This window comes from Ruminococcus sp. AM31-15AC (assembly GCF_003462045.1).
GTDB classification, from domain to species: domain Bacteria; phylum Bacillota; class Clostridia; order Oscillospirales; family Ruminococcaceae; genus Hominimerdicola; species Hominimerdicola aceti.
The window spans coordinates 37,356-55,062 of the sequence record NZ_QTYG01000011.1; the positions used below are offsets into that span (position 1 = coordinate 37,356).

Annotated in this window: 21 protein-coding genes; 15 read left to right on the forward strand and 6 right to left on the reverse strand. The window is 45.6% G+C overall.

Going from position 1 to position 17,707, the window contains the following annotated elements; all coding sequences use genetic code 11:
- Positions 1–24 precede the first annotated feature (24 nt).
- The 5 genes from DW793_RS04900 to speB all read right to left on the reverse strand — a co-directional run bounded on the left by DW793_RS04900 (position 25) and on the right by speB (position 4,205).
- Complete coding sequence (locus DW793_RS04900) at positions 25–804, reverse strand: amino acid ABC transporter ATP-binding protein (RefSeq protein ID WP_118157246.1); 780 nt, start codon at positions 802–804, stop codon at positions 25–27.
- A gap of 22 nt (positions 805–826) precedes the next feature.
- Positions 827–1,486 carry an amino acid ABC transporter permease gene (locus tag DW793_RS04905; protein WP_051706754.1) on the reverse strand — a complete coding sequence of 220 codons (660 nt, stop codon included), beginning with the start codon at positions 1,484–1,486 and terminating at the stop codon, positions 827–829.
- 46 nt (positions 1,487–1,532) lie between these two features.
- On the reverse strand, positions 1,533–2,162 hold the full coding sequence (locus DW793_RS04910) for an amino acid ABC transporter permease (protein ID WP_118157247.1): 630 nt from the start codon (positions 2,160–2,162) through the stop codon (positions 1,533–1,535).
- A 57-nt stretch (positions 2,163–2,219) separates the two neighbouring features.
- A complete protein-coding gene (locus DW793_RS04915; RefSeq protein WP_181981528.1) occupies positions 2,220–3,086 on the reverse strand; it encodes a transporter substrate-binding domain-containing protein in 867 nt (288 codons plus the stop codon).
- Positions 3,087–3,242: 156 nt separating this feature from the next.
- Positions 3,243–4,205: an agmatinase gene (gene speB / locus DW793_RS04920; RefSeq protein WP_181988293.1), complete on the reverse strand. Its 963-nt coding sequence runs from the start codon at positions 4,203–4,205 to the stop codon at positions 3,243–3,245.
- A gap of 499 nt (positions 4,206–4,704) precedes the next feature.
- Between speB and DW793_RS04925 the strand changes: the two genes are divergently transcribed.
- The 8 genes from DW793_RS04925 to DW793_RS04960 are packed head-to-tail and all read left to right on the forward strand — an operon-like array spanning position 4,705 to position 10,466.
- On the forward strand, positions 4,705–5,115 hold the full coding sequence (locus tag DW793_RS04925) for a hypothetical protein (protein WP_117877690.1): 411 nt from the start codon (positions 4,705–4,707) through the stop codon (positions 5,113–5,115).
- Positions 5,112–5,429 carry a hypothetical protein gene (locus DW793_RS04930; protein WP_118157248.1) on the forward strand — a complete coding sequence of 106 codons (318 nt, stop codon included), beginning with the start codon at positions 5,112–5,114 and terminating at the stop codon, positions 5,427–5,429. The genes DW793_RS04925 and DW793_RS04930 overlap by 4 nt, the downstream gene beginning before the upstream one ends.
- Before the next feature lie 33 nt (positions 5,430–5,462).
- Entirely contained in the window at positions 5,463–6,143 is a 681-nt protein-coding gene (gene ureA / locus DW793_RS04935; RefSeq protein WP_118157249.1) for an urease subunit gamma, read from the forward strand.
- 3 nt (positions 6,144–6,146) lie between these two features.
- Complete coding sequence (ureC, locus tag DW793_RS04940) at positions 6,147–7,859, forward strand: urease subunit alpha (protein WP_118157250.1); 1,713 nt, start codon at positions 6,147–6,149, stop codon at positions 7,857–7,859.
- A gap of 15 nt (positions 7,860–7,874) precedes the next feature.
- Positions 7,875–8,363 (forward strand): urease accessory protein UreE, encoded by a 489-nt coding sequence (locus tag DW793_RS04945; RefSeq protein WP_117864122.1) that lies wholly within the window; start codon positions 7,875–7,877, stop codon positions 8,361–8,363.
- Positions 8,364–8,379: 16 nt separating this feature from the next.
- Positions 8,380–9,054 (forward strand): urease accessory protein UreF, encoded by a 675-nt coding sequence (locus DW793_RS04950; RefSeq protein ID WP_118157251.1) that lies wholly within the window; start codon positions 8,380–8,382, stop codon positions 9,052–9,054.
- A gap of 36 nt (positions 9,055–9,090) precedes the next feature.
- Positions 9,091–9,702 (forward strand): urease accessory protein UreG, encoded by a 612-nt coding sequence (gene ureG / locus DW793_RS04955; RefSeq protein ID WP_002851818.1) that lies wholly within the window; start codon positions 9,091–9,093, stop codon positions 9,700–9,702.
- Complete coding sequence (locus DW793_RS04960; RefSeq protein ID WP_118157252.1) at positions 9,699–10,466, forward strand: urease accessory protein UreD; 768 nt, start codon at positions 9,699–9,701, stop codon at positions 10,464–10,466. The genes ureG and DW793_RS04960 overlap by 4 nt, the downstream gene beginning before the upstream one ends.
- Positions 10,467–10,551: 85 nt before the next feature.
- Here DW793_RS04960 and DW793_RS04965 read toward each other — a convergent pair whose 3' ends face one another.
- Positions 10,552–11,019, reverse strand: coding sequence for a DUF7832 domain-containing protein (locus DW793_RS04965; RefSeq protein WP_117904871.1), 468 nt, complete (start codon positions 11,017–11,019; stop codon positions 10,552–10,554).
- A 186-nt stretch (positions 11,020–11,205) separates the two neighbouring features.
- Here DW793_RS04965 and DW793_RS04970 point away from each other — a divergent pair, with 186 nt between their 5' ends.
- The 7 genes from DW793_RS04970 to DW793_RS05000 all read left to right on the forward strand — a co-directional run bounded on the left by DW793_RS04970 (position 11,206) and on the right by DW793_RS05000 (position 17,518).
- On the forward strand, positions 11,206–13,485 hold the full coding sequence (locus DW793_RS04970; RefSeq protein WP_118157253.1) for a glycoside hydrolase family 95 protein: 2,280 nt from the start codon (positions 11,206–11,208) through the stop codon (positions 13,483–13,485).
- Positions 13,486–13,515: 30 nt separating this feature from the next.
- The gene (locus tag DW793_RS04975) at positions 13,516–15,228 is read left to right on the forward strand and encodes a glycosyl hydrolase (protein WP_118157254.1); all 1,713 of its coding nucleotides are present in this window, start codon (positions 13,516–13,518) and stop codon (positions 15,226–15,228) included.
- 322 nt (positions 15,229–15,550) lie between these two features.
- Positions 15,551–15,874, forward strand: a complete 324-nt coding sequence (locus DW793_RS04985) for a PadR family transcriptional regulator (RefSeq protein WP_002851767.1) — start codon at positions 15,551–15,553, stop codon at positions 15,872–15,874.
- The gene (locus tag DW793_RS04990) at positions 15,871–16,500 is read left to right on the forward strand and encodes a DUF1700 domain-containing protein (protein ID WP_118157255.1); all 630 of its coding nucleotides are present in this window, start codon (positions 15,871–15,873) and stop codon (positions 16,498–16,500) included. Before DW793_RS04985 ends, DW793_RS04990 begins: the two co-directional genes overlap by 4 nt.
- A complete protein-coding gene (locus DW793_RS14570; protein ID WP_181988294.1) occupies positions 16,500–16,676 on the forward strand; it encodes a hypothetical protein in 177 nt (58 codons plus the stop codon). The genes DW793_RS04990 and DW793_RS14570 overlap by 1 nt, the downstream gene beginning before the upstream one ends.
- A 5-nt stretch (positions 16,677–16,681) precedes the next feature.
- Positions 16,682–17,323 (forward strand): DUF4097 family beta strand repeat-containing protein, encoded by a 642-nt coding sequence (locus DW793_RS04995; protein ID WP_118157256.1) that lies wholly within the window; start codon positions 16,682–16,684, stop codon positions 17,321–17,323.
- A gap of 12 nt (positions 17,324–17,335) precedes the next feature.
- The gene (locus DW793_RS05000) at positions 17,336–17,518 is read left to right on the forward strand and encodes a PspC domain-containing protein (RefSeq protein WP_038672624.1); all 183 of its coding nucleotides are present in this window, start codon (positions 17,336–17,338) and stop codon (positions 17,516–17,518) included.
- Positions 17,519–17,707: the final 189 nt, after the last annotated feature.

Here is a 17,707-nt window from a genome sequence, read left to right on the forward strand (position 1 = left end):
CACTCCTTTCTGCGGCTTTATAGTTTACACATTAAGTATCTTTGAGAAGAACTGCTTTGCACGGTCGCTCTTAGGGTGCTTGAACACTTCCTCAGGGGTGCCGTCCTCGATAACATAGCCGCCGTCCATAAAGCAGACTCTGTTTGCTACCTCTGCCGCAAAGCCCATTTCGTGTGTGACAACTATCATTGTCATCCCTGCCTGAGCCAGGTCTTTCATAACGTTCAGAACTTCGCCAACGAACTCAGGGTCAAGGGCGGAAGTCGGCTCGTCAAAGAGTATGACCTCAGGCTCCATTGCAAGGGTCCTCGCAATAGCCACACGCTGCTGCTGACCGCCTGAAAGCTGAGTAGGATAAGCGTCTGCCTTGCCGTCCATTCCAACTCTCGCAAGAAGCTCCATGGCTTTCTTCTTCGTTTCTTCCTTGTTAGCCTTTTTAACCTGAACAGGACACTCCATGACGTTTTCAAGCACTGTTTTGTGCGGCCAAAGGTTGAACTGCTGGAACACCATTCCAACGTTCTTTCTTATGACCTTTGCAGCTTTTTCGTTGAGCTTTTTGTTGTGCTTGTCCTCGTCGATGCCCTTTAGGGAAACTCCGCCTATATCTATCTCGCCTGATGTCAGCTCTTCGAGATAGTTCAGGCATCTGAGAAAAGTGCTTTTGCCAGAACCGCTGGGGCCGATAACGCTTACCACCTCGCCCTTGTAAATATCCATATCTATTTTTCTGAGGACCTTAAGTTCCCCGTAATTCTTTGCCAGATCGCGAACCGATATAACAGGCTTTCTGCTTTCAGCCATTGTATTTTACACTCCTTTTTCGTCAGATAGCAACACGGTTGTTGTGCTTTTCTATACATCTTGATGCGAACTCGATAACAAGGTTCAGCGCCCAGTAAAGAACGCCTGCACAGATATAAACTATCAGAGGGCTGAAAGTTATACCAATAGCCTCTTTTGTCATCATTGTCATTTCTGCAACTGTGATGATAGAAAGGATAGATGAGTCCTTAACAGTCTGAACAAACTGTCCTGTCAGTGACGGAACGATTATTTTCAAAGTCTGAGGGAAAATTATTCTCACCATTGTTTTAAATCTTGACATTCCCATTGCATATGAAGCTTCAAACTGTCCCTTTGGGATAGCGCTGACGCCGCTTTCAAGGATAACTGCGGTATAAGCCGCTGTGTACATTCCAAGAATTATAACGCCTGTTGAGAACGCTGAAACGTTCAGACCAAGAGCAGGGAGTCCGTAATACGCAAGATATACCTGCACCATAAAAGGGGTGCATCTGAATATCTTTATAAACGCCCTTGCGATAAGCTCAACAGCCTTGTTTTTTGAAAGACACATATAGCCTACAGCCGAGCCTAACACCATTGCAATAAGGATAGACAGCACCGATATTGCCGCCGTTGTTCCAAGACCCTGCAAAAGCAGCGGAAGCGCTATTTCCGCAACGTGCATAAATTCATTCATATATCTGCGCCTCCTTATCTTCTTTCAAGTCTTTTTTTCTGAAGCTTTACAAGCTCTTCAAGTCCTGCGCAGATAACAAAATACATAACTGCGATAGCATATAGAAAGGCAGGTTTATGTATGTCTGCGTTACAAGACGCTGAGCCGTTCTTGTAAGCTCTACGATTGCCAACACAGAAAGCATCGGCGACACCTTTATAACGTTTATGAACTCGCTTGTCAGCTGCGGCAAAGCTACCTTGAATACCTGTGGGAAAACTATCCTCATCAGTATCTTTGGCTCACTCATACCCAAGGCTCTCGCCGCCTCCGTCTGACCCTTTGGCACAGCCGTAAGTCCGCCACGGATTATTTCTGCGATAAATCCGCCGCTGTTAAGGCTAAGAGCGATTATGCCCGACGCCAGGTTTGAAAGGTTCAGACCCATTACTGCAAGCGCCTGATATATAATGTATATCTGCACCAGCACAGGCGTGCCACGGACAAAGCTTATATAAACTGCGACTATTTTTTTCAGTATCCTTGAAGGAAGCGAATCGCCGCCCATTCTCATCACCGAAAGCAGCATACCAACGCAAAGCGCTATAAGTATCGCTGCAACGGATACGAATACTGTATAGCCAAGACCTTTCAGCAGCAGGTCTTTATAATGCCATACTATGTTGAAATTCTCCATTGATATATAATGCTCCGCCGTTTGTGACGGAGCATTTCCTCCTTTCAAAAGTGCTTTTTACTCGGCAGGGATATAATCGCTCTCAGGCAGGTCAACGGCTTCACCGAACCATTTCTTCTGAAGCTCTGCAAGAGTTCCGTCCTCTTTGAACTTGTGTATCTCAGAGTTGATATAGTCAGAAAGCTCTGTGTCTTCCTTACGAACAGCCCATGATACCCAAGTGTCTGTACCGACCATTTCAGCCTTGCCTGAATCGTCAGCCACTATCTCATAATCGTCAGGATTCTTCATTACAACTGCGGCGCAGCTTGCATAGTTCTGAGCAACAAGGTCTATCTTGCCGTTCTTAAGCTCTGCAAAAGCCTCAGGGAATGAGTCGTATTTGAGCAGTTCAGCATAGCCGTCCTTGCCCTCTGACTTTAGCTTCTCGTTGAATTTCTTTGTATCGTCCTCATTGTAGCAAGAAGTCTGTGTGCCGACCTTTTTGCCTGACATATCCTCGATAGACTTGATGCTGTCATCGCCCTTTCTCTTTACGAAAACTGTAGTTCCGTTCTGGATAGGATAAGTCATCGTATACTTGCCTGCACGCTCAGCCGTTACACCAAGTGTTGCTCCAACAACGTCGTATTTCTTTGCTTCAAGTCCTGCAAGTATTCCTTGGAACGGCAGGTCGATATAATCAAGCTCTACCCCCAGATCGTCGCAAATTTTTGCGAAGAGGTCTGCGTTGTAGCCTATGATCTTATCGCCGTCCATGTATTCAAAAGGCTCATAAGCGGCTTCTGTCGCAACTGTGAGCTTACCGTTTTCCTTGATCTGGTCCAGTGTGAGCGGACCTGTGTTCTTGCTGCTTCCGCAGGCTGTAAGACATCCTGCCGCAAGTACCGAAGCCACTGCCACTGCACAAACTTTTCTTAACATTCCAAATCTTCTTCCGCTTTTCATAACTGATTCCAACCTTTCACTTACTTTTCTAAATAATTCGGAGCGCTGACAAGTCCGACACCTTAATGCCGCCGTCAACGCTCCGTTGCGTTTGATATTATATTTATTGGAGAGTGAATTATTTTTCTATCTTTATTTTCTCTTGCCGATCTTTTTCTGATAAGCAAGGATAGACATGAACTCAAAAATGATATTTGCGCCCATATAAGCTGTTATCTCTGAGTGGTCATATGGAGGAGCAACTTCTACTACATCAAAGCCTGTGAAGTTCAGATCTTTCAGCGCTCTTATATATTGAAGTGTTTCAAATGAAGTAAATCCTCCCACCTCAGGAGTACCTGTACCTGGTGCATAAGCCGGGTCAACAAAGTCGATATCGAACGTAAGGAACACCTTGTTGTCGCCAACCTTTTCCTTTATGACCTTGAGAAGATCTTCAGGAGAATATGTGTGGAGCTTGTCCCCTGGGATAACCGTGAAGCCAAGGTCTGCGGCGATCTTGAAATCGTCAGGATCGTAAAGAGAACCTCTCATGCCGATCTGAACCGACTTCTCAGGATCAATAAGACCCTCCTCCATTGCTCTTCTGAATGGTGTGCCGTGATTGTATTTCTGACCGAAAACCGTGTCGCACAGGTCAAGGTGTGAATCAAAATGCACAAGGCTTACCTTTCCATGCTTCTTTGCGACAGCTCTAAGTTCGCCAAGGGTGATAGCGTGGTCGCCGCCAATGCTTATTGGAACTGCACCACATTCGAGAACACTGTCCAAGGTCTGCTCGATAGCTGCATATGTTTCGTGGATATAATCAGGGATCACAGGAACGTCGCCAAGGTCTGCACCCTTGAGTGAATCCATAATGTTGACGCCCATTGCAACATTGTTAGGCTTTATCATTGCCGAGATGTTTCTTACACCGTTAGGACCAAATCTTGCGCCTGCTCTGAAAGAAGCGGCGGTATCGAACGGGATACCAACGATAGCGAAATCCAACCCCTCTGCTGAGGTCGCGTGAGGAAGCCTCATGAAATTACCCATATTACAAAAACGAGGAGAGCCTGAGGCACTCGGTGGCTGACAATTGTTGTTGATCATTTGAGGTCACTTTCCTTTCAAAATCACTGAGGAACATATCCGCATGACCGTTCAAGTCATTTCTGAATTGCTCTATGTGCAGAATTATATCACCATTCCTGCAAGTTGTCAAGAGCTATTTTTCAATTTTTCTGAAAATTATTCACTTTGGAATAAGCTTTGTTATCACTTATATAGCGTATTTGCGTCATTTCGTCCATGTCAAAGTCGAAGCTATTCATTTTTGAATAGTTTCTTTGTGCAAATCTACAAATGACAATAATGCAACATTCATATATAAGACTTTCATTTTGTTCACATCTATTTTTTATTCAAAACTGAATAAAATAAGAATTTTTCATTAACACTATTGCCAAATAAAAAGCTCTGTGCTATACTGATAATCAAAGCAATGACGCTCTTATAACCGATACGGCAATGCCTGTCGGTTTATAAGGGCGTTGTTTTTTTATTATCACTAGGTCAAACTCAGAAAACAATTTTGAAAGGAAGTTTTATTATGGCTTGTTTTTTAGTACCGGCAACAGAAGCGATCGTTACAACTATTGTGGCAAAGGCAGTAAAGTCTCACGAGGCAAAGGCAGAGGAGCAGACAAAGGTCAAAGCTCTTTCGGAGGACAAGCTTCCTCTTTCTAAAAAGATAACAAGGCTCTCAGGCTTTCTGTGGGGTGGCTCAGGACTTTTGGCATTTGAGCATCTGTGGCATGGCGAGATATCTCCGTTCTTCCCATTCCTGACAGCGGCTAACGACCCTTCGGAAATGGCAGTAGCATTCCACGAAATGGCGACTGTCGGAACATCAATGGCTGTTCTTGTGACAGCGGTATGGGCTGTGCTGACTGTGGTGTCTGACAAGATACTGAAACGTAAGCCAAAAGAGACTGCAAAGCTGGGCGGTGACGCCGTATGACACTTCTTATCACTCTCATAGCAGCCGTTATCATTACCATAGTATGGTACACATCACCAAAAGCCAGAAAGCTTAAAGTGGGACTGATGTGCTATATGTACTGGGGCGCATCTATAATGTGGCTGGTCGACGCACTTTTTGAATACAAAGAGCAGGGCGCAGGATATTTCACACCTGCCACCGCAGACATGATAAACGACAGCTTTTTAGGGATCTGCGTTGTTGCACTCGGCACCGTCGTATGGCTCGGCACCATGCTCATAAGCGACCCTGAGGGAGTAGTAAGAAAAGCCCTTTCAGAGAAAAAGCAGTAGATACACTATACTATATAAATAGGAGGAATAATAATGCGACTTGTTCCAAGAGAGCAGGATAAGCTTATGCTCCATTATGCGGGCATGCTTGCCCGTGACCGCAAAGCAAAGGGATTAAAGCTCAACTACCCTGAAGCTGTGGCATACATAAGCATGGAAGTAATGGAAAAAGCAAGAGCAGGAGCGTCAGCCGCTGAGCTTATGCAATACGGCACAAAGCTTCTTACCGCTGATGACGTCATGGACGGCGTTCCTGAAATGATACACGAAATACAAATAGAATCCACAATGCCCGACGGCACAAAGCTTGTGACAGTACATGACCCTATCAAGGGTGCAAGCAAGCTTCACCCAGGGGAATTTATCGTTGAGGAAGGCACTGTCAAGCTCAACGAGGGAACAGAAAGCATTGAGCTTACAGTTTCAAACACAGGGGACAGACCTATCCAGACAGGCTCCCACTTCCACTTTTTTGAGGTAAACAAGGCTTTGGAGTTTGACCGCAAGGCGGCTTATGGTATGCGACTTGATATCCCCGCAGGCACAGCGGTAAGATTTGAGCCGGGAGAGAAAAAAAACGTCCGTCTTATACCTATCGGCGGCGACCGCATAGGCTATGGTCTGAATGGTCTTGTAAACGGAAAAATGGACGACGAGAACATCAAGCAGGCAGCCTTTGAAAAGGCTAAAAAGCTTGGCTTCAAGGGGGTGTAGGAAATGATCGAGATATCGAGAAAAGCTTACTGCGATATGTATGGTCCGACAGTTGGCGACAGGGTGCGCTTGGGCGACACTTCTCTTATTGCAGAAGTGGAAAAAGATTTGACAGTTCATGGCGATGAAGCAAAGTTCGGTGGAGGAAAATCTCTCCGTGACGGCATGGGGCAATCCTGCAAAGCCACTGACAAGGAGTGCCTTGACACTGTTATCACAAACGCTCTTATCATCGACAGCACAGGCATCATAAAGGCTGACGTTGGCATAAAGGACGGCAGGATAGCAGGAATAGGCAAAGCAGGCAACCCCGACATCATGAATGGCGTTGACAAAAACATGATAATAGGCGCTTCCACGGAAGCTATCGCAGGCGAGGGACTTATCCTCACCGCCGGCGGACTTGACACGCACATTCATTTTATCTCTCCAACTCAGGTGAGAACAGCCCTTTACAGCGGAATCACCACCATGATAGGCGGCGGTACAGGTCCTGCCGACGGCACCAACGCCACCACCTGTACACCCGGTGAGTTCAATATCCACAGAATGTTGGAAGCCTCCGAAGACCTGCCAATGAATTTCGGCTATCTCTGCAAGGGAAATTCAAGCGACATCACAACTCTTGAGGAGCAGATAAAGGCAGGCTGTATAGGCTTGAAGATACACGAGGACTGGGGCTCTACCCCTGACGTTATCGACCACGCACTTACTGTTGCGGATATGTATGACGTTCAGGCGGCTATCCACACCGACACTCTTAACGAGGGCGGATTTGTTGAAGATACCGTCAATGCTTTCAAGGGCAGGACTATCCACACTTATCACACCGAGGGTGCAGGCGGCGGACACGCTCCTGACATTATCAGAGCAGCAGCGTTCCCGAATGTTCTCCCTTCCTCAACGAACCCTACAATGCCTTACACCGCAAACACTCTTGACGAACATCTGGATATGCTCATGGTGTGTCATCACCTTGACAAGAACGTACCGGAGGACATTGCTTTTGCGGATTCAAGGATACGTCCTGAAACTATCGCCGCAGAGGACGTTTTGCACGATATGGGCATATTCTCAATGATGAGTTCCGACTCTCAGGCAATGGGACGTGTAGGCGAAGTCATCACACGAACATGGCAGACAGCTGACAAAATGAAGAAACAGCGTGGCGCACTCCCAGATGACAGCCAGCGAAACGACAATTTCAGAATAAAACGCTACATTTCAAAATACACTATCAACCCTGCTATAACCCACGGCGTATCAGAATATGTAGGATCAGTGGAAGTTGGCAAGGTGGCAGACCTTGTTCTTTGGAATCCTGCATTTTTCGGTGCAAAGCCTGATATGATAATAAAGGGCGGATTTATTTTCGCATCAAAAATGGGCGATGCAAACGCTTCTATCCCTACCCCTCAGCCTGTGTGTTACACAGAAATGTTCGGTGGTCACGGGCTTGCCCTTTCAAGCACCTGTATCACGTTCGTATCAAAATACGCCTACGAGGACGGCATAAAAGAGAAGCTTGGTCTTAAAAGGCAGGTGCTTCCTGTGAAGAACTGCCGAAACATCTCAAAGGCTGATATGGTATACAACAACGTCTGCGGTGATATAAGAGTAGACCCTGAGACCTACACTGTCACAGTTGACGGCGAAGTTATTACCTGCGAGCCTTTTGACGAGCTTGCATTGGCACAGCGTTACTTTATGTTCTAAAGCGAGGAAACAAAAATGATAGCAGAAAAAATATTAGGCAATCTCTCTGAAAGCACCCCCTCTGTAGAAGTAGACACAGTTGAGCTTGATTGGTTTGAAGCCGAGAAAAAGCGCATAAGAAAAACCACCGCAGGAGGACGTGACATAGGCATTGCCATTGACGAAAACCTAAAGGACGGGGATATCATCTATCTTGACGATAAGCTTTGCGTAGCAGTGAAGCTCACAAGCTGTCCACTTATCAAGATAAACGTTCACACTATGCAGGAAATGGGCAGGCTTTGCTTTGAGATAGGCAACAGGCATTTGTCACTTAAAATATCTGACGACAACGTGCTTATCCCACATGACGAGCCTACAGAAAAGCACCTGAAAAACCTCGGCTTTGAGTGCGAGAACATCATAGGCAGATTTGACGATTTTATCGTCTGCAAAGCTCACGGGCACTCACACAGCCACTCCCATGAGCATGGGGAACATCATCACCACGAACATTCTCACTAAACGGAGCTGATAAAAAATGACCGATACCGCAGGACTTATGCACATTCTGCAAATATGCGACAGCCTTTTCCCAGTGGGTGCGTTCACGCTTTCAAACGGGCTTGAAACCTACGTTCAGCATGATATCATCACTTCGCCAAAAGGACTTGAGGAATATCTCCATTCTTACATCTCAGTGCTGCCCTACAATGAACTTGGTGCAGCGGCAGCGGCATACAATGCTGACGAAAAGGAGCTTTGCCGTCTTGATGAGATATACTCTGCGGTGAAAACACCATTTGAGATACGAAGCGGCTCAGAAAAGGTCACAAGGCGTTTTTTCAAAATATGTGATAAGGGTCAGGATAGCTTTACGGGGCTTTATAAAAGCCTGACGGAGCAGGGCAAATGCAAGGGTCATCAGTGCATCGCCTATGGGCTTTATATGCGTGACAATGGCATCGAGCTTTCAGAGGGGCTTGCGGTATACGGCTATTCCATATGCTCCGCCATAGTCACAAACTGCGTGAAGCTTGTACCTCTTAGTCAGCTTGCAGGGCAGAAAATTCTCGGAGAGAGTTTTGAGCTTATATCCTCCGCTTCAGAAAAAGCCCTTTTCACTGATATAAACGATATCGGCATAAGCGGTGCAGGCTTTGACCTGCGTGCAATGCAGCACGAACGGCTGTATTCAAGACAGTATATGTCATAAGCTATGATTTATATAATATAATAAGGAGTACCAAAAATGAGCTATGTAAAAATAGGCGTAGGCGGACCTGTGGGATCGGGAAAAACCGCACTTATCGAACGCCTTACAAGAGAAATGTCAAAAGAATATTCCATATGCGTTGTAACAAACGATATCTACACCAAAGAGGACGCAGAATTTCTTACAAAAAACTCATGCCTGCCTGCTGACAGGATAGTTGGTGTTGAAACAGGCGGCTGTCCTCACACTGCCATAAGAGAAGACTGCTCAATGAACCTGGAAGCCGTTGACGAAATGGTGAAAAAGCACCCTGACACGCAGATCGTTTTCATTGAAAGCGGCGGCGACAATCTATCCGCCACATTCTCCCCTGACCTTGCAGACGCTTCTATCTATGTTATCGACGTTGCACAGGGTGAAAAGATACCAAGAAAAGGCGGCCCTGGCGTGACACGTTCCGATCTGCTTGTTATCAACAAGACAGACCTTGCGCCACTTGTTGGAGCTTCCCTTGAAGTAATGGCTTCCGACTCAAAGCGCATGAGGGGCGACAGACCGTTTCTTTTCACAAATCTCATGAGCCGTGAGGGCGTTTCTCAGGTCATAGACTGGATAAAAAAATCAGTGCTTTTTGAGGATCTGAAATGAACGGCAGACTAAGCCTGTCAACAGCCTTTGACGGACAAAAGACCGTTACTGAGGACTTATATTTTGCTCCCCCTTTCAAGGTGTATTCACCATTTTATGACCATAAAGGCTGGGCGAAATATATCTCAATGTGCGGCTCAGCAGGAGTATTGGCAGGTGACGAAAACGAGATAAAGCTTTTTGTGGGGGAAAACTGCAAGGTCATTTTCACAGATCAGGGCTATCAAAAGCTTTTCAACACAAACGGCGGCGTATCAAAACAGAGCATAAAGCTTGTTGTGCGCAAAAACGCAAGGCTTTGCTATATGCCCCACCCTATAATGACTTTCACAGGCTGTGAGCATATCTCTATGGGCAAGGTGAACATCACAGAAAGCTCTGAGCTTATTTTCTCTGAGATATACTGCTGTGGCAGAACTGCAATGGGGGAGGAGTTCGGCTTGAAGCGCTTTCGCTCACGCACCGAGATAGCAATTGACGGCAGAGCGGATTTTATTGACAACACTCTTATCGACCCCGCCGCACTGCCCATACGGCAAAAAGGCTTTTTCGAGGGCTTCACCCACACGGGATTTATGTATATCTACACCCCTGATAAGTCCACGCTTGAAAGCATTTACCAAGCCGACTACACAGGCGACCCTGACTGCGCACAGCTTTGCGCCACTCACACGGAACGTGGCATAGCCATAAGAGCCTTAGGACGTTCGGGAGAAGAGATTTTTGACGCTTTTCGGAGCATTGCAGAAAAAATCCGCACATAAAAACAGCGTATAAAATATTGTTAAACTTTTTATAAATGATAAACAAAACCAGTGAAAGCCTGCTGTGGGCTTACACTGGTTTTGGTTATTTCTCACGACAATATTCTTCGTATGCTTCGTCTATAAGAGGTCTCAGGGCGTTGTAGTCATCGTCACCTGATATAAAGCTATAGCACGGCACACACAGATCTTTAGCAGGACAAGTCTTACCATAATCATTAAAATACTGCTTATCGTAATAATTTACCGCAAAGTCACGGACATTGGGTTTTATATCATTCTCACAAAATGCACCGTCCAATATGTGCATAAGATATTCCGCACCGCTCATTTTGCCCTCACGGACCTGCACACAGGATTCCTCGTCACTTTCATCAATAAGCTCGTTAAAACCCCTGTCAATAAGCCACCTTAAAAATAATCCTATATGATTTGACGCCAACAGCCATATTTCTTCCTGCTGTTCTTCGGTAAGCTCACCCTTCACATTATTTGTTTTCCTATACAGCTTTTCAGTATCGTCCCAGTGCCAGTCCGCCTTATCTACAGCCATATGCTCTCCCCCTTTTGTTATATGCCTTTATTGTATCACAAACTCTCTTTCATGTCAATAATTTTCCTAGCATCTCACAAGTCCCCTCCCCCTTGTCAACCAAAACAAAATATGCTATAATATAAGGGATTGTAACCTACAACCATATTAAAATACAGATATATACAGATATTGAAAGGAATAGCTATGGATACTTCCGCACTTCTTTGGTATAAGACCCCTGCAGACGATTGGAACAAAGCACTGCCCCTTGGAAACGGCAGGATAGGCGCAATGGTGTTCTCTCAGCCACTTGAAGAGAGGATTCAGCTCAACGAGGACTCCGTCTGGTCAGGCGGCTTCCGTAAAAGAAATAATAAGTCCGCACTGCCTAATCTTGAAAAAGTCAGGAAACTGCTTTTTGAGGAAAAAATAAGCGAGGCTGAAAAAATAATCTATGACGCTTTCTGCGGCACGCCTGTAAATCAAAGGCACTATATGCCACTGGGCGACATGAACGTTATACATTATAAAGAGAGCGAATGTGACTTCAAGAGCAGAAGCCTTGACCTTAACACCGCTGTCTGCACCACAGAATATGCCATAAACGGCGTTGACTACACAAGAGAAATGTTCATCTCACAGCCCGATCAAGTGCTTGTTATGCACATAACAGCTTCCGAGAAAAAGGCGATAAGCGTCCGTGTACGCATTGACGGCAGAGATGATTATTTTGACGATAACTCGCCCGTTCATGACAACGATATCCTCTTTTACGGCGGATGCGGTTCTGAGGATGGCATAAACTTTGCCGCTTATATAAAGGTACTCCACAAGGGCGGAAAGGTCTACCCATATGGAAGCTTCATAACCTGCGAGGACTGCGACGAGGTGACTATCCTCCTTGGTGCACAGACAAGCTACCGCTGTGAGGATTACAAGGGACAGGCTGTCTTTGACGTTGAAAGAGCCGAAGAGAAAAGTTACGCACAGCTTAAAGCTGACCATATCGCAGACTACAAGTCATACTATGACCGTGCGAATATCTCCCTTTGCGACAACAGCTCAGGTAATTCCACCCTGCCTACAGACGAAAGACTTGCACTTGTGAAAGAGGGTAATCCCGACAACAAGCTTATTGAAATGTATCACAACTTCGGCAGATATCTTCTTATTGCAGGCAGCCGAGAAAAGACCCTGCCTACAAATCTCCAAGGCATTTGGAACAAGGATATGTGGCCTGCTTGGGGCTGTAAATTCACAATAAATATCAATACCGAAATGAACTATTGGTGTGCAGAGAACTGTAATCTCTCAGAGCTTCATATGCCTCTTATCGACCATATCGAGAAGCTCCGTCCAAACGGCAGAAAGACCGCAAGGGATATGTATGGCTGCCGTGGCTTTGTCTGTCACCATAACACCGACCTATGGGGCGACACCGCACCGCAGGACTTGTGGATACCTGGAACACAGTGGCCAATGGGTGCGGCATGGCTCTGCCTGCACATATGGGAGCATTATCTCTATGTTCAGGACAGAGAGTTTCTCAGCGAGAAATATGACACCCTGAAAGAAGCGGCAGAATTTTTCCTTGACTTCCTTATCGAAGACAAAAAGGGCAGACTTGTTACCTGCCCGTCAGTTTCCCCTGAGAATACTTATCTCACAGCCTCAGGCTCAAAAGGCTCTGTCTGCATAGGGCCGTCTATGGACAGCCAGATAATCTATGAGCTTTTCACAGCCGTTGCGGAAGCTTCAAAGATACTTGAAACTGACGGAGGTTTCAGAAAGAAAGTCCTTGAAGCAAGAGACAGACTTCCTGCACCTGAGATAGGCAAATACGGTCAGATAATGGAATGGGCAGAGGACTATGACGAGGTCGAGCCCGGTCACAGACACATCTCACAGCTTTTCGCACTCTATCCTGCTGACATCATAACAATGCGAAAGACCCCTGAGCTTGCCAAAGCCGCAAGGGCTACCCTTGAAAGACGTCTTTCACATGGCGGCGGACACACAGGCTGGTCGAGGGCATGGATAATAAACCACTGGGCAAGACTTTTTGACGGTGAAAAGGTATACGAAAATGTTATAGCACTTCTTTCAAACTCCACAAGCGAGAATATGTTTGATATGCACCCTCCTTTCCAGATAGACGGAAACTTCGGCGGCACAGCCGGTATCACGGAGGCACTTTTGCAAAGCGAGGACGGCGAGATAATTCTCCTGCCTGCACTGCCGAAAGAATGGTCGGAGGGCAGCTTCAAAGGACTTTGTGCAAGAGGCGGCTTTGTTATCGACCTTGAGTGGAAAGACTCAAAGATAACAGCCTGCCACATTCACTCAAAGTGCGGAAAGAAATGCAGGATAGTGTGTGACAGTGTAAAGGTACACACTGCAAGCAGCGAGGTACAGACCTTGTACACAGACGGCGCAGCAGAGTTTGACACGGAAACAGGTAAAACATACACGCTCACATTCTGAGCAAAAGACAAAATTTGAGAGGATATTGAAATGAGACATTATCGGATAATGGCAGCGGCTGTTGCAGCAATTTGCACGCTGTCAGGCTGCGGAGTGCAGATAGGCAGAAACGAGAGCATGACCGCCCCCGAAAAAACATCTGTTGTAACCACAACAAAGAAACAGACAAACGATGACAGCAAGGCTGACGAGCAGGCTTTAAAAAGCTACGAAGAAACAAAGATAGTGGCAAACGCCATACCTTATGTTAAATTTACAAAAAGCGTTGAAGCCGAAACAGGCTCAGTTTCAGGCAAGGCGAAAGTAAAAAGCGACCGCAAGGGCTACAAGGGCAAGGGTTATGTGACGAACATTTCCGCTGAGGAAGATTGGTCAAGAGAGATCGAGCTTACCGACTCACAGTATTATAACCTTACCATAACAGTGGCTTCCGATGTGCCGTGCGTGAACGGCATAGCTGTGAACGGTAAAAAGCTTCAGGATTTCTCAGCCAGCGGCTCGGGCAAGTTTGAAAAGGTGACTTTCAAGAATATCTACATAGAAAAAGGCAAGACGGCAATATCCGTTATCCCTGTGGACGGCGGACTTGACGTTGACTGCCTGACACTCACCGCAAGCGAGGATATATCAAAGCTTGACCTTACTATATCAAAGCCTGCTCTTTCAAACAAAGACTCCGACTACAACGCAAAAGCGCTTTATCAGTATCTTTGCGAAAGCTACGGCAAGCAGGTGCTTTTGGGTCAGCATGACACCATCGGCACATCTGCTGAAACAGACATGATATACAAAACCACAGGAAAATACCCTGCAATACGTTTTGGCGACCTTATGCTTGCCACTGAAAAGGACAGCATTACCACCGACACCGAGATGAACATCGCCATGGATTGGGCTTCAAAGGACGGCATAGTGGGCTATATGTGGCACTGGGCTGCCCCTGACGACAAGCGTGAATATTATGCCGACCAGACGGATTTTGACATCAAAAAGGCAGTTACAAAGGAAAATATTGCACAACTCAGCCTTGAGGATATCAAAAAGCTTCAAAAGGACGGCAAGGTAAGCAAAGAATGTGTCGCTGTCGTTCAGGATATCGACACCGTATCTGAGAAACTCTCCACCCTCCGTGATGAGGGAATAGCAGTGCTTTGGCGACCGCTCCACGAAGCCAGCAACGGTGATTTCTGGTGGGGCAATGACAAGGAAGCCTACAAATGGCTTTGGAAGCTTATGTACGAGCGTCAGACGAAATACCACAAGCTGAACAATCTCATATGGGTATGGTCAGCACAGAATGCCGATTGGTATGTGGGAGACGAATACTGCGACGTGCTTTCCTGCGATGTTTATGACGACGGCAATAAGGACGCACAGGTGAACATAATGCTTTTCCTGCAAAGCATATCAAAGAACAAGCCTATTGCAATGAGCGAATGTGGAAGCTTCCCTGACATACAGAGCATTGCAGACGAAAAAGCCATGTGGGCGTTCATAGGTCAATGGGGCGGAAATTATCTTATGACCGATGACGGCAAGCTTGCTGAAGAAAACAACACCGCCGCCGAGCTTATCAAGATGTATAACAACAATCTCACTCTAACAAGGGATAAGCTCCCCGACTTCACCCACCTTGCAAGTTCCATAAAGGACACGGAAGAAAAATCCGCTGAGAGCAAAAAGAATGATAGTTCAAAGGCTGACAGCAAGATGAAAAAAGAAAATACTTCTAAAGCAGAATAGAAAAAGACCGCTGAGAACTCTCTCAGCGGCATTTTTATACCCTATTTACCTTTCAGCGCCTCAGAAAGCGTCCGCCAGCCAAGCATTGCGCACTTTACTCTCGCAGGCATATGGGAAATATCCATGTGCGCAGAAGCTTCTTCAAGGCTGTCTAGGAATTTTCAACAAACAATTATTCTAAACTAACTCGCATAAAGTGATGATAACAAAAAAATTGATTTTACCCCTTGACAAATAATATTATATGACGTATAATATATTCAACGATATAGTATTATAGATCTATATAATAACTGAGCTGACTAAAGAGAGGAGAGAGTAAATGGGCTTTCCAATAAGTGCAGGACTGCTTGATTCCATGGTACTGTCAGTGGTAGACAGAGAGGATACCTATGGATATGAGATAACGCAGTTCATACGCAGTGCGGTGGACGTTTCAGAATCCACCTTGTATCCTGTACTGAAACGGCTTCAAAAAAACGAGCTGCTTGAAACCTACGATAAGGAATATATGGGCAGGAACAGACGTTATTATCATGTTACCCCAAAGGGAGAAAAAGCTCTTGAAGAATACCGCAGAGAGTGGAAGAAGCATAAGAATATGGTAGACCGTATATTATTAGAAAAAGGTGGAGAAAACACATGAACAGACTTGAGTATCTTACCCGGCTGCGCAGACTGCTTGAAGACGGCGGACTTGCCGAAGATGAAATAAATGACGCAATGGGGTTTTATGAGGAGATATTCCTTGATGCAGGAACAGCCCATGAAGCTGAAACTGCCGCAAACCTCGGCTCGCCCGAAGAGCTTGCCAACAAAATTTTGCAAGACAGTGGCATACACCCACAAGGCGACTCGGTATTTCAAATGGAAGCCGCCGCTGACCCCTCACAGGCTCGTGATACTGACAATAATGTGCCACAGAACAGCAATTCTCTCTCAAAGCTTCTTGTTATAATCATAACAAGCCCAATATGGTTCAGCCTTATGTGTGCCTTTGCCGCAATAGCCTTGGCGATACTTTGCGCACTTTTAAGCATAATAATTGCAGTTTTCGCAACAGGCTTCTCCCTTACAATAGGCGGTATAGTAACGCTTTTCACGGTCTATCCCGCAGGCATTGCCCTTATCGGTGCAGGACTTATTTGTATCGGACTTGGAGGCATGATTGTAATGCCTGTTATAAGGTGCATATGGCGTGGCTGTGTAAGCCTTTTCAACAAATTCACAAACTTTGTCCATAGGTTTGTAAGCTCAAAGGCGGTGGCGTAATGGCAAAATATGATAACACAGGCGACGTAAAACGCAGACGTTTCCCATTTTTTTTGACGATATTTATTATCGGCATAGTGCTTTTCATTGTGGGCGTGGTGCTTATCAAGGTCACAAACACCAAAAGCTTGGCAAGCGTTATTCCTACAACGAAACTTTTGAGGTTGCCACTATAGATAATATGGAGATCGACTTCTCCGCAGGGGATCTCAACATCAAAAAGAGCAGTGACGAAAATATCCACGTCACAGGAGAAAATCTTCCAGAGAAGATAAATTTTTCGTCATCAAACAGCAAGCTTCAGGTCAAGACCGCCGACAGCCTTTTGCACCTTAAAGGCGGATATATCTCCTTTGACGGAAGTCAGCCTACGCTGACTATAGAGCTTCCTGAAAAAGCGTTTGACACTGTAAAGATAGACGCAGGCGCAGGACAAATGAAGCTTTCAGATCTGACCTGTGAAAACCTCGACATAGATTTCGGTGCAGGAAGCTCAGAGGTCATTAACGTCACCTGCAAAAATGAAGCCGACTTTGACCTAGGAGTAGGAAAAACAGTTTTCAAAGACTGCACCTTCAACGATTCCGACTTTGACTGCGGAGTAGGCGAAACAGACTTTGCAGGAAAGCTTCTCGGTGACGCTGAGATAGACGGCGGCATAGGAAGTATAAATTTTGATATCGATGGCTGCAAAAACGACTATAAGATAAAATCAGACAGCAAAGTGAAAATAAATAGCACAACAGAAGAGAACGAGCTTCACTACAAAATAAAACTTGACATTGACAACGGTATCGGCGAAATTTCGCTTAATTTCAGATAAGGAGTGATAGAAATGGCAAAGCCACTTTACAAATTAAGAGAAGGCAGGATAATTTCAGGCGTTTGCGCAGGACTAGCCGAGTATTTCAACATCGACGTGAACATAGTCAGAATCTGTGCAGTGCTTATAGGCTGTGCAGGCGGTGCGGGCGTTATCGCATATATTGCGGCTGCAATGCTTCTGCCTGAGAGATAAGACCATACTAAAAACAAAAACCACGGCTGAATGTAAACTCAGCTGTGGTTTTTTTACGTCTTAACAAATATCTTTTCTGTTCATGAAAGTATGTGACCAATGCACAAAAGTGCCGCACCAAAACTGTGCAAACAAATGATTTATATTTTAATTTGGCAACAATTCTGCAATTGTTGCATTTTTTATGCA

Coding starts and splice junctions, on each gene's coding strand:
- DW793_RS04985 (WP_002851767.1), top strand. CDS start 15,551: ATGGGCTTTCCAATAAGTGCAGGACTGCTTGATTCCATGGTACTGTCA.
- ureA (WP_118157249.1), top strand. CDS start 5,463: ATGCGACTTGTTCCAAGAGAGCAGGATAAGCTTATGCTCCATTATGCG.
- DW793_RS04950 (WP_118157251.1), top strand. CDS start 8,380: ATGACCGATACCGCAGGACTTATGCACATTCTGCAAATATGCGACAGC.
- DW793_RS05000 (WP_038672624.1), top strand. CDS start 17,336: ATGGCAAAGCCACTTTACAAATTAAGAGAAGGCAGGATAATTTCAGGC.
- DW793_RS04975 (WP_118157254.1), top strand. CDS start 13,516: ATGAGACATTATCGGATAATGGCAGCGGCTGTTGCAGCAATTTGCACG.
- ureC (WP_118157250.1), top strand. CDS start 6,147: ATGATCGAGATATCGAGAAAAGCTTACTGCGATATGTATGGTCCGACA.
- speB (WP_181988293.1), bottom strand. CDS start 4,205: ATGATCAACAACAATTGTCAGCCACCGAGTGCCTCAGGCTCTCCTCGT.
- DW793_RS04900 (WP_118157246.1), bottom strand. CDS start 804: ATGGCTGAAAGCAGAAAGCCTGTTATATCGGTTCGCGATCTGGCAAAG.
- DW793_RS04945 (WP_117864122.1), top strand. CDS start 7,875: ATGATAGCAGAAAAAATATTAGGCAATCTCTCTGAAAGCACCCCCTCT.
- DW793_RS04915 (WP_181981528.1), bottom strand. CDS start 3,086: ATGTTAAGAAAAGTTTGTGCAGTGGCAGTGGCTTCGGTACTTGCGGCA.
- DW793_RS04960 (WP_118157252.1), top strand. CDS start 9,699: ATGAACGGCAGACTAAGCCTGTCAACAGCCTTTGACGGACAAAAGACC.
- DW793_RS04970 (WP_118157253.1), top strand. CDS start 11,206: ATGGATACTTCCGCACTTCTTTGGTATAAGACCCCTGCAGACGATTGG.
- ureG (WP_002851818.1), top strand. CDS start 9,091: ATGAGCTATGTAAAAATAGGCGTAGGCGGACCTGTGGGATCGGGAAAA.
- DW793_RS04965 (WP_117904871.1), bottom strand. CDS start 11,019: ATGGCTGTAGATAAGGCGGACTGGCACTGGGACGATACTGAAAAGCTG.
- DW793_RS04925 (WP_117877690.1), top strand. CDS start 4,705: ATGGCTTGTTTTTTAGTACCGGCAACAGAAGCGATCGTTACAACTATT.
- DW793_RS04930 (WP_118157248.1), top strand. CDS start 5,112: ATGACACTTCTTATCACTCTCATAGCAGCCGTTATCATTACCATAGTA.
- DW793_RS04905 (WP_051706754.1), bottom strand. CDS start 1,486: ATGAATGAATTTATGCACGTTGCGGAAATAGCGCTTCCGCTGCTTTTG.
- DW793_RS04995 (WP_118157256.1), top strand. CDS start 16,682: ATGGAGATCGACTTCTCCGCAGGGGATCTCAACATCAAAAAGAGCAGT.
- DW793_RS04910 (WP_118157247.1), bottom strand. CDS start 2,162: ATGGAGAATTTCAACATAGTATGGCATTATAAAGACCTGCTGCTGAAA.
- DW793_RS14570 (WP_181988294.1), top strand. CDS start 16,500: ATGGCAAAATATGATAACACAGGCGACGTAAAACGCAGACGTTTCCCA.
- DW793_RS04990 (WP_118157255.1), top strand. CDS start 15,871: ATGAACAGACTTGAGTATCTTACCCGGCTGCGCAGACTGCTTGAAGAC.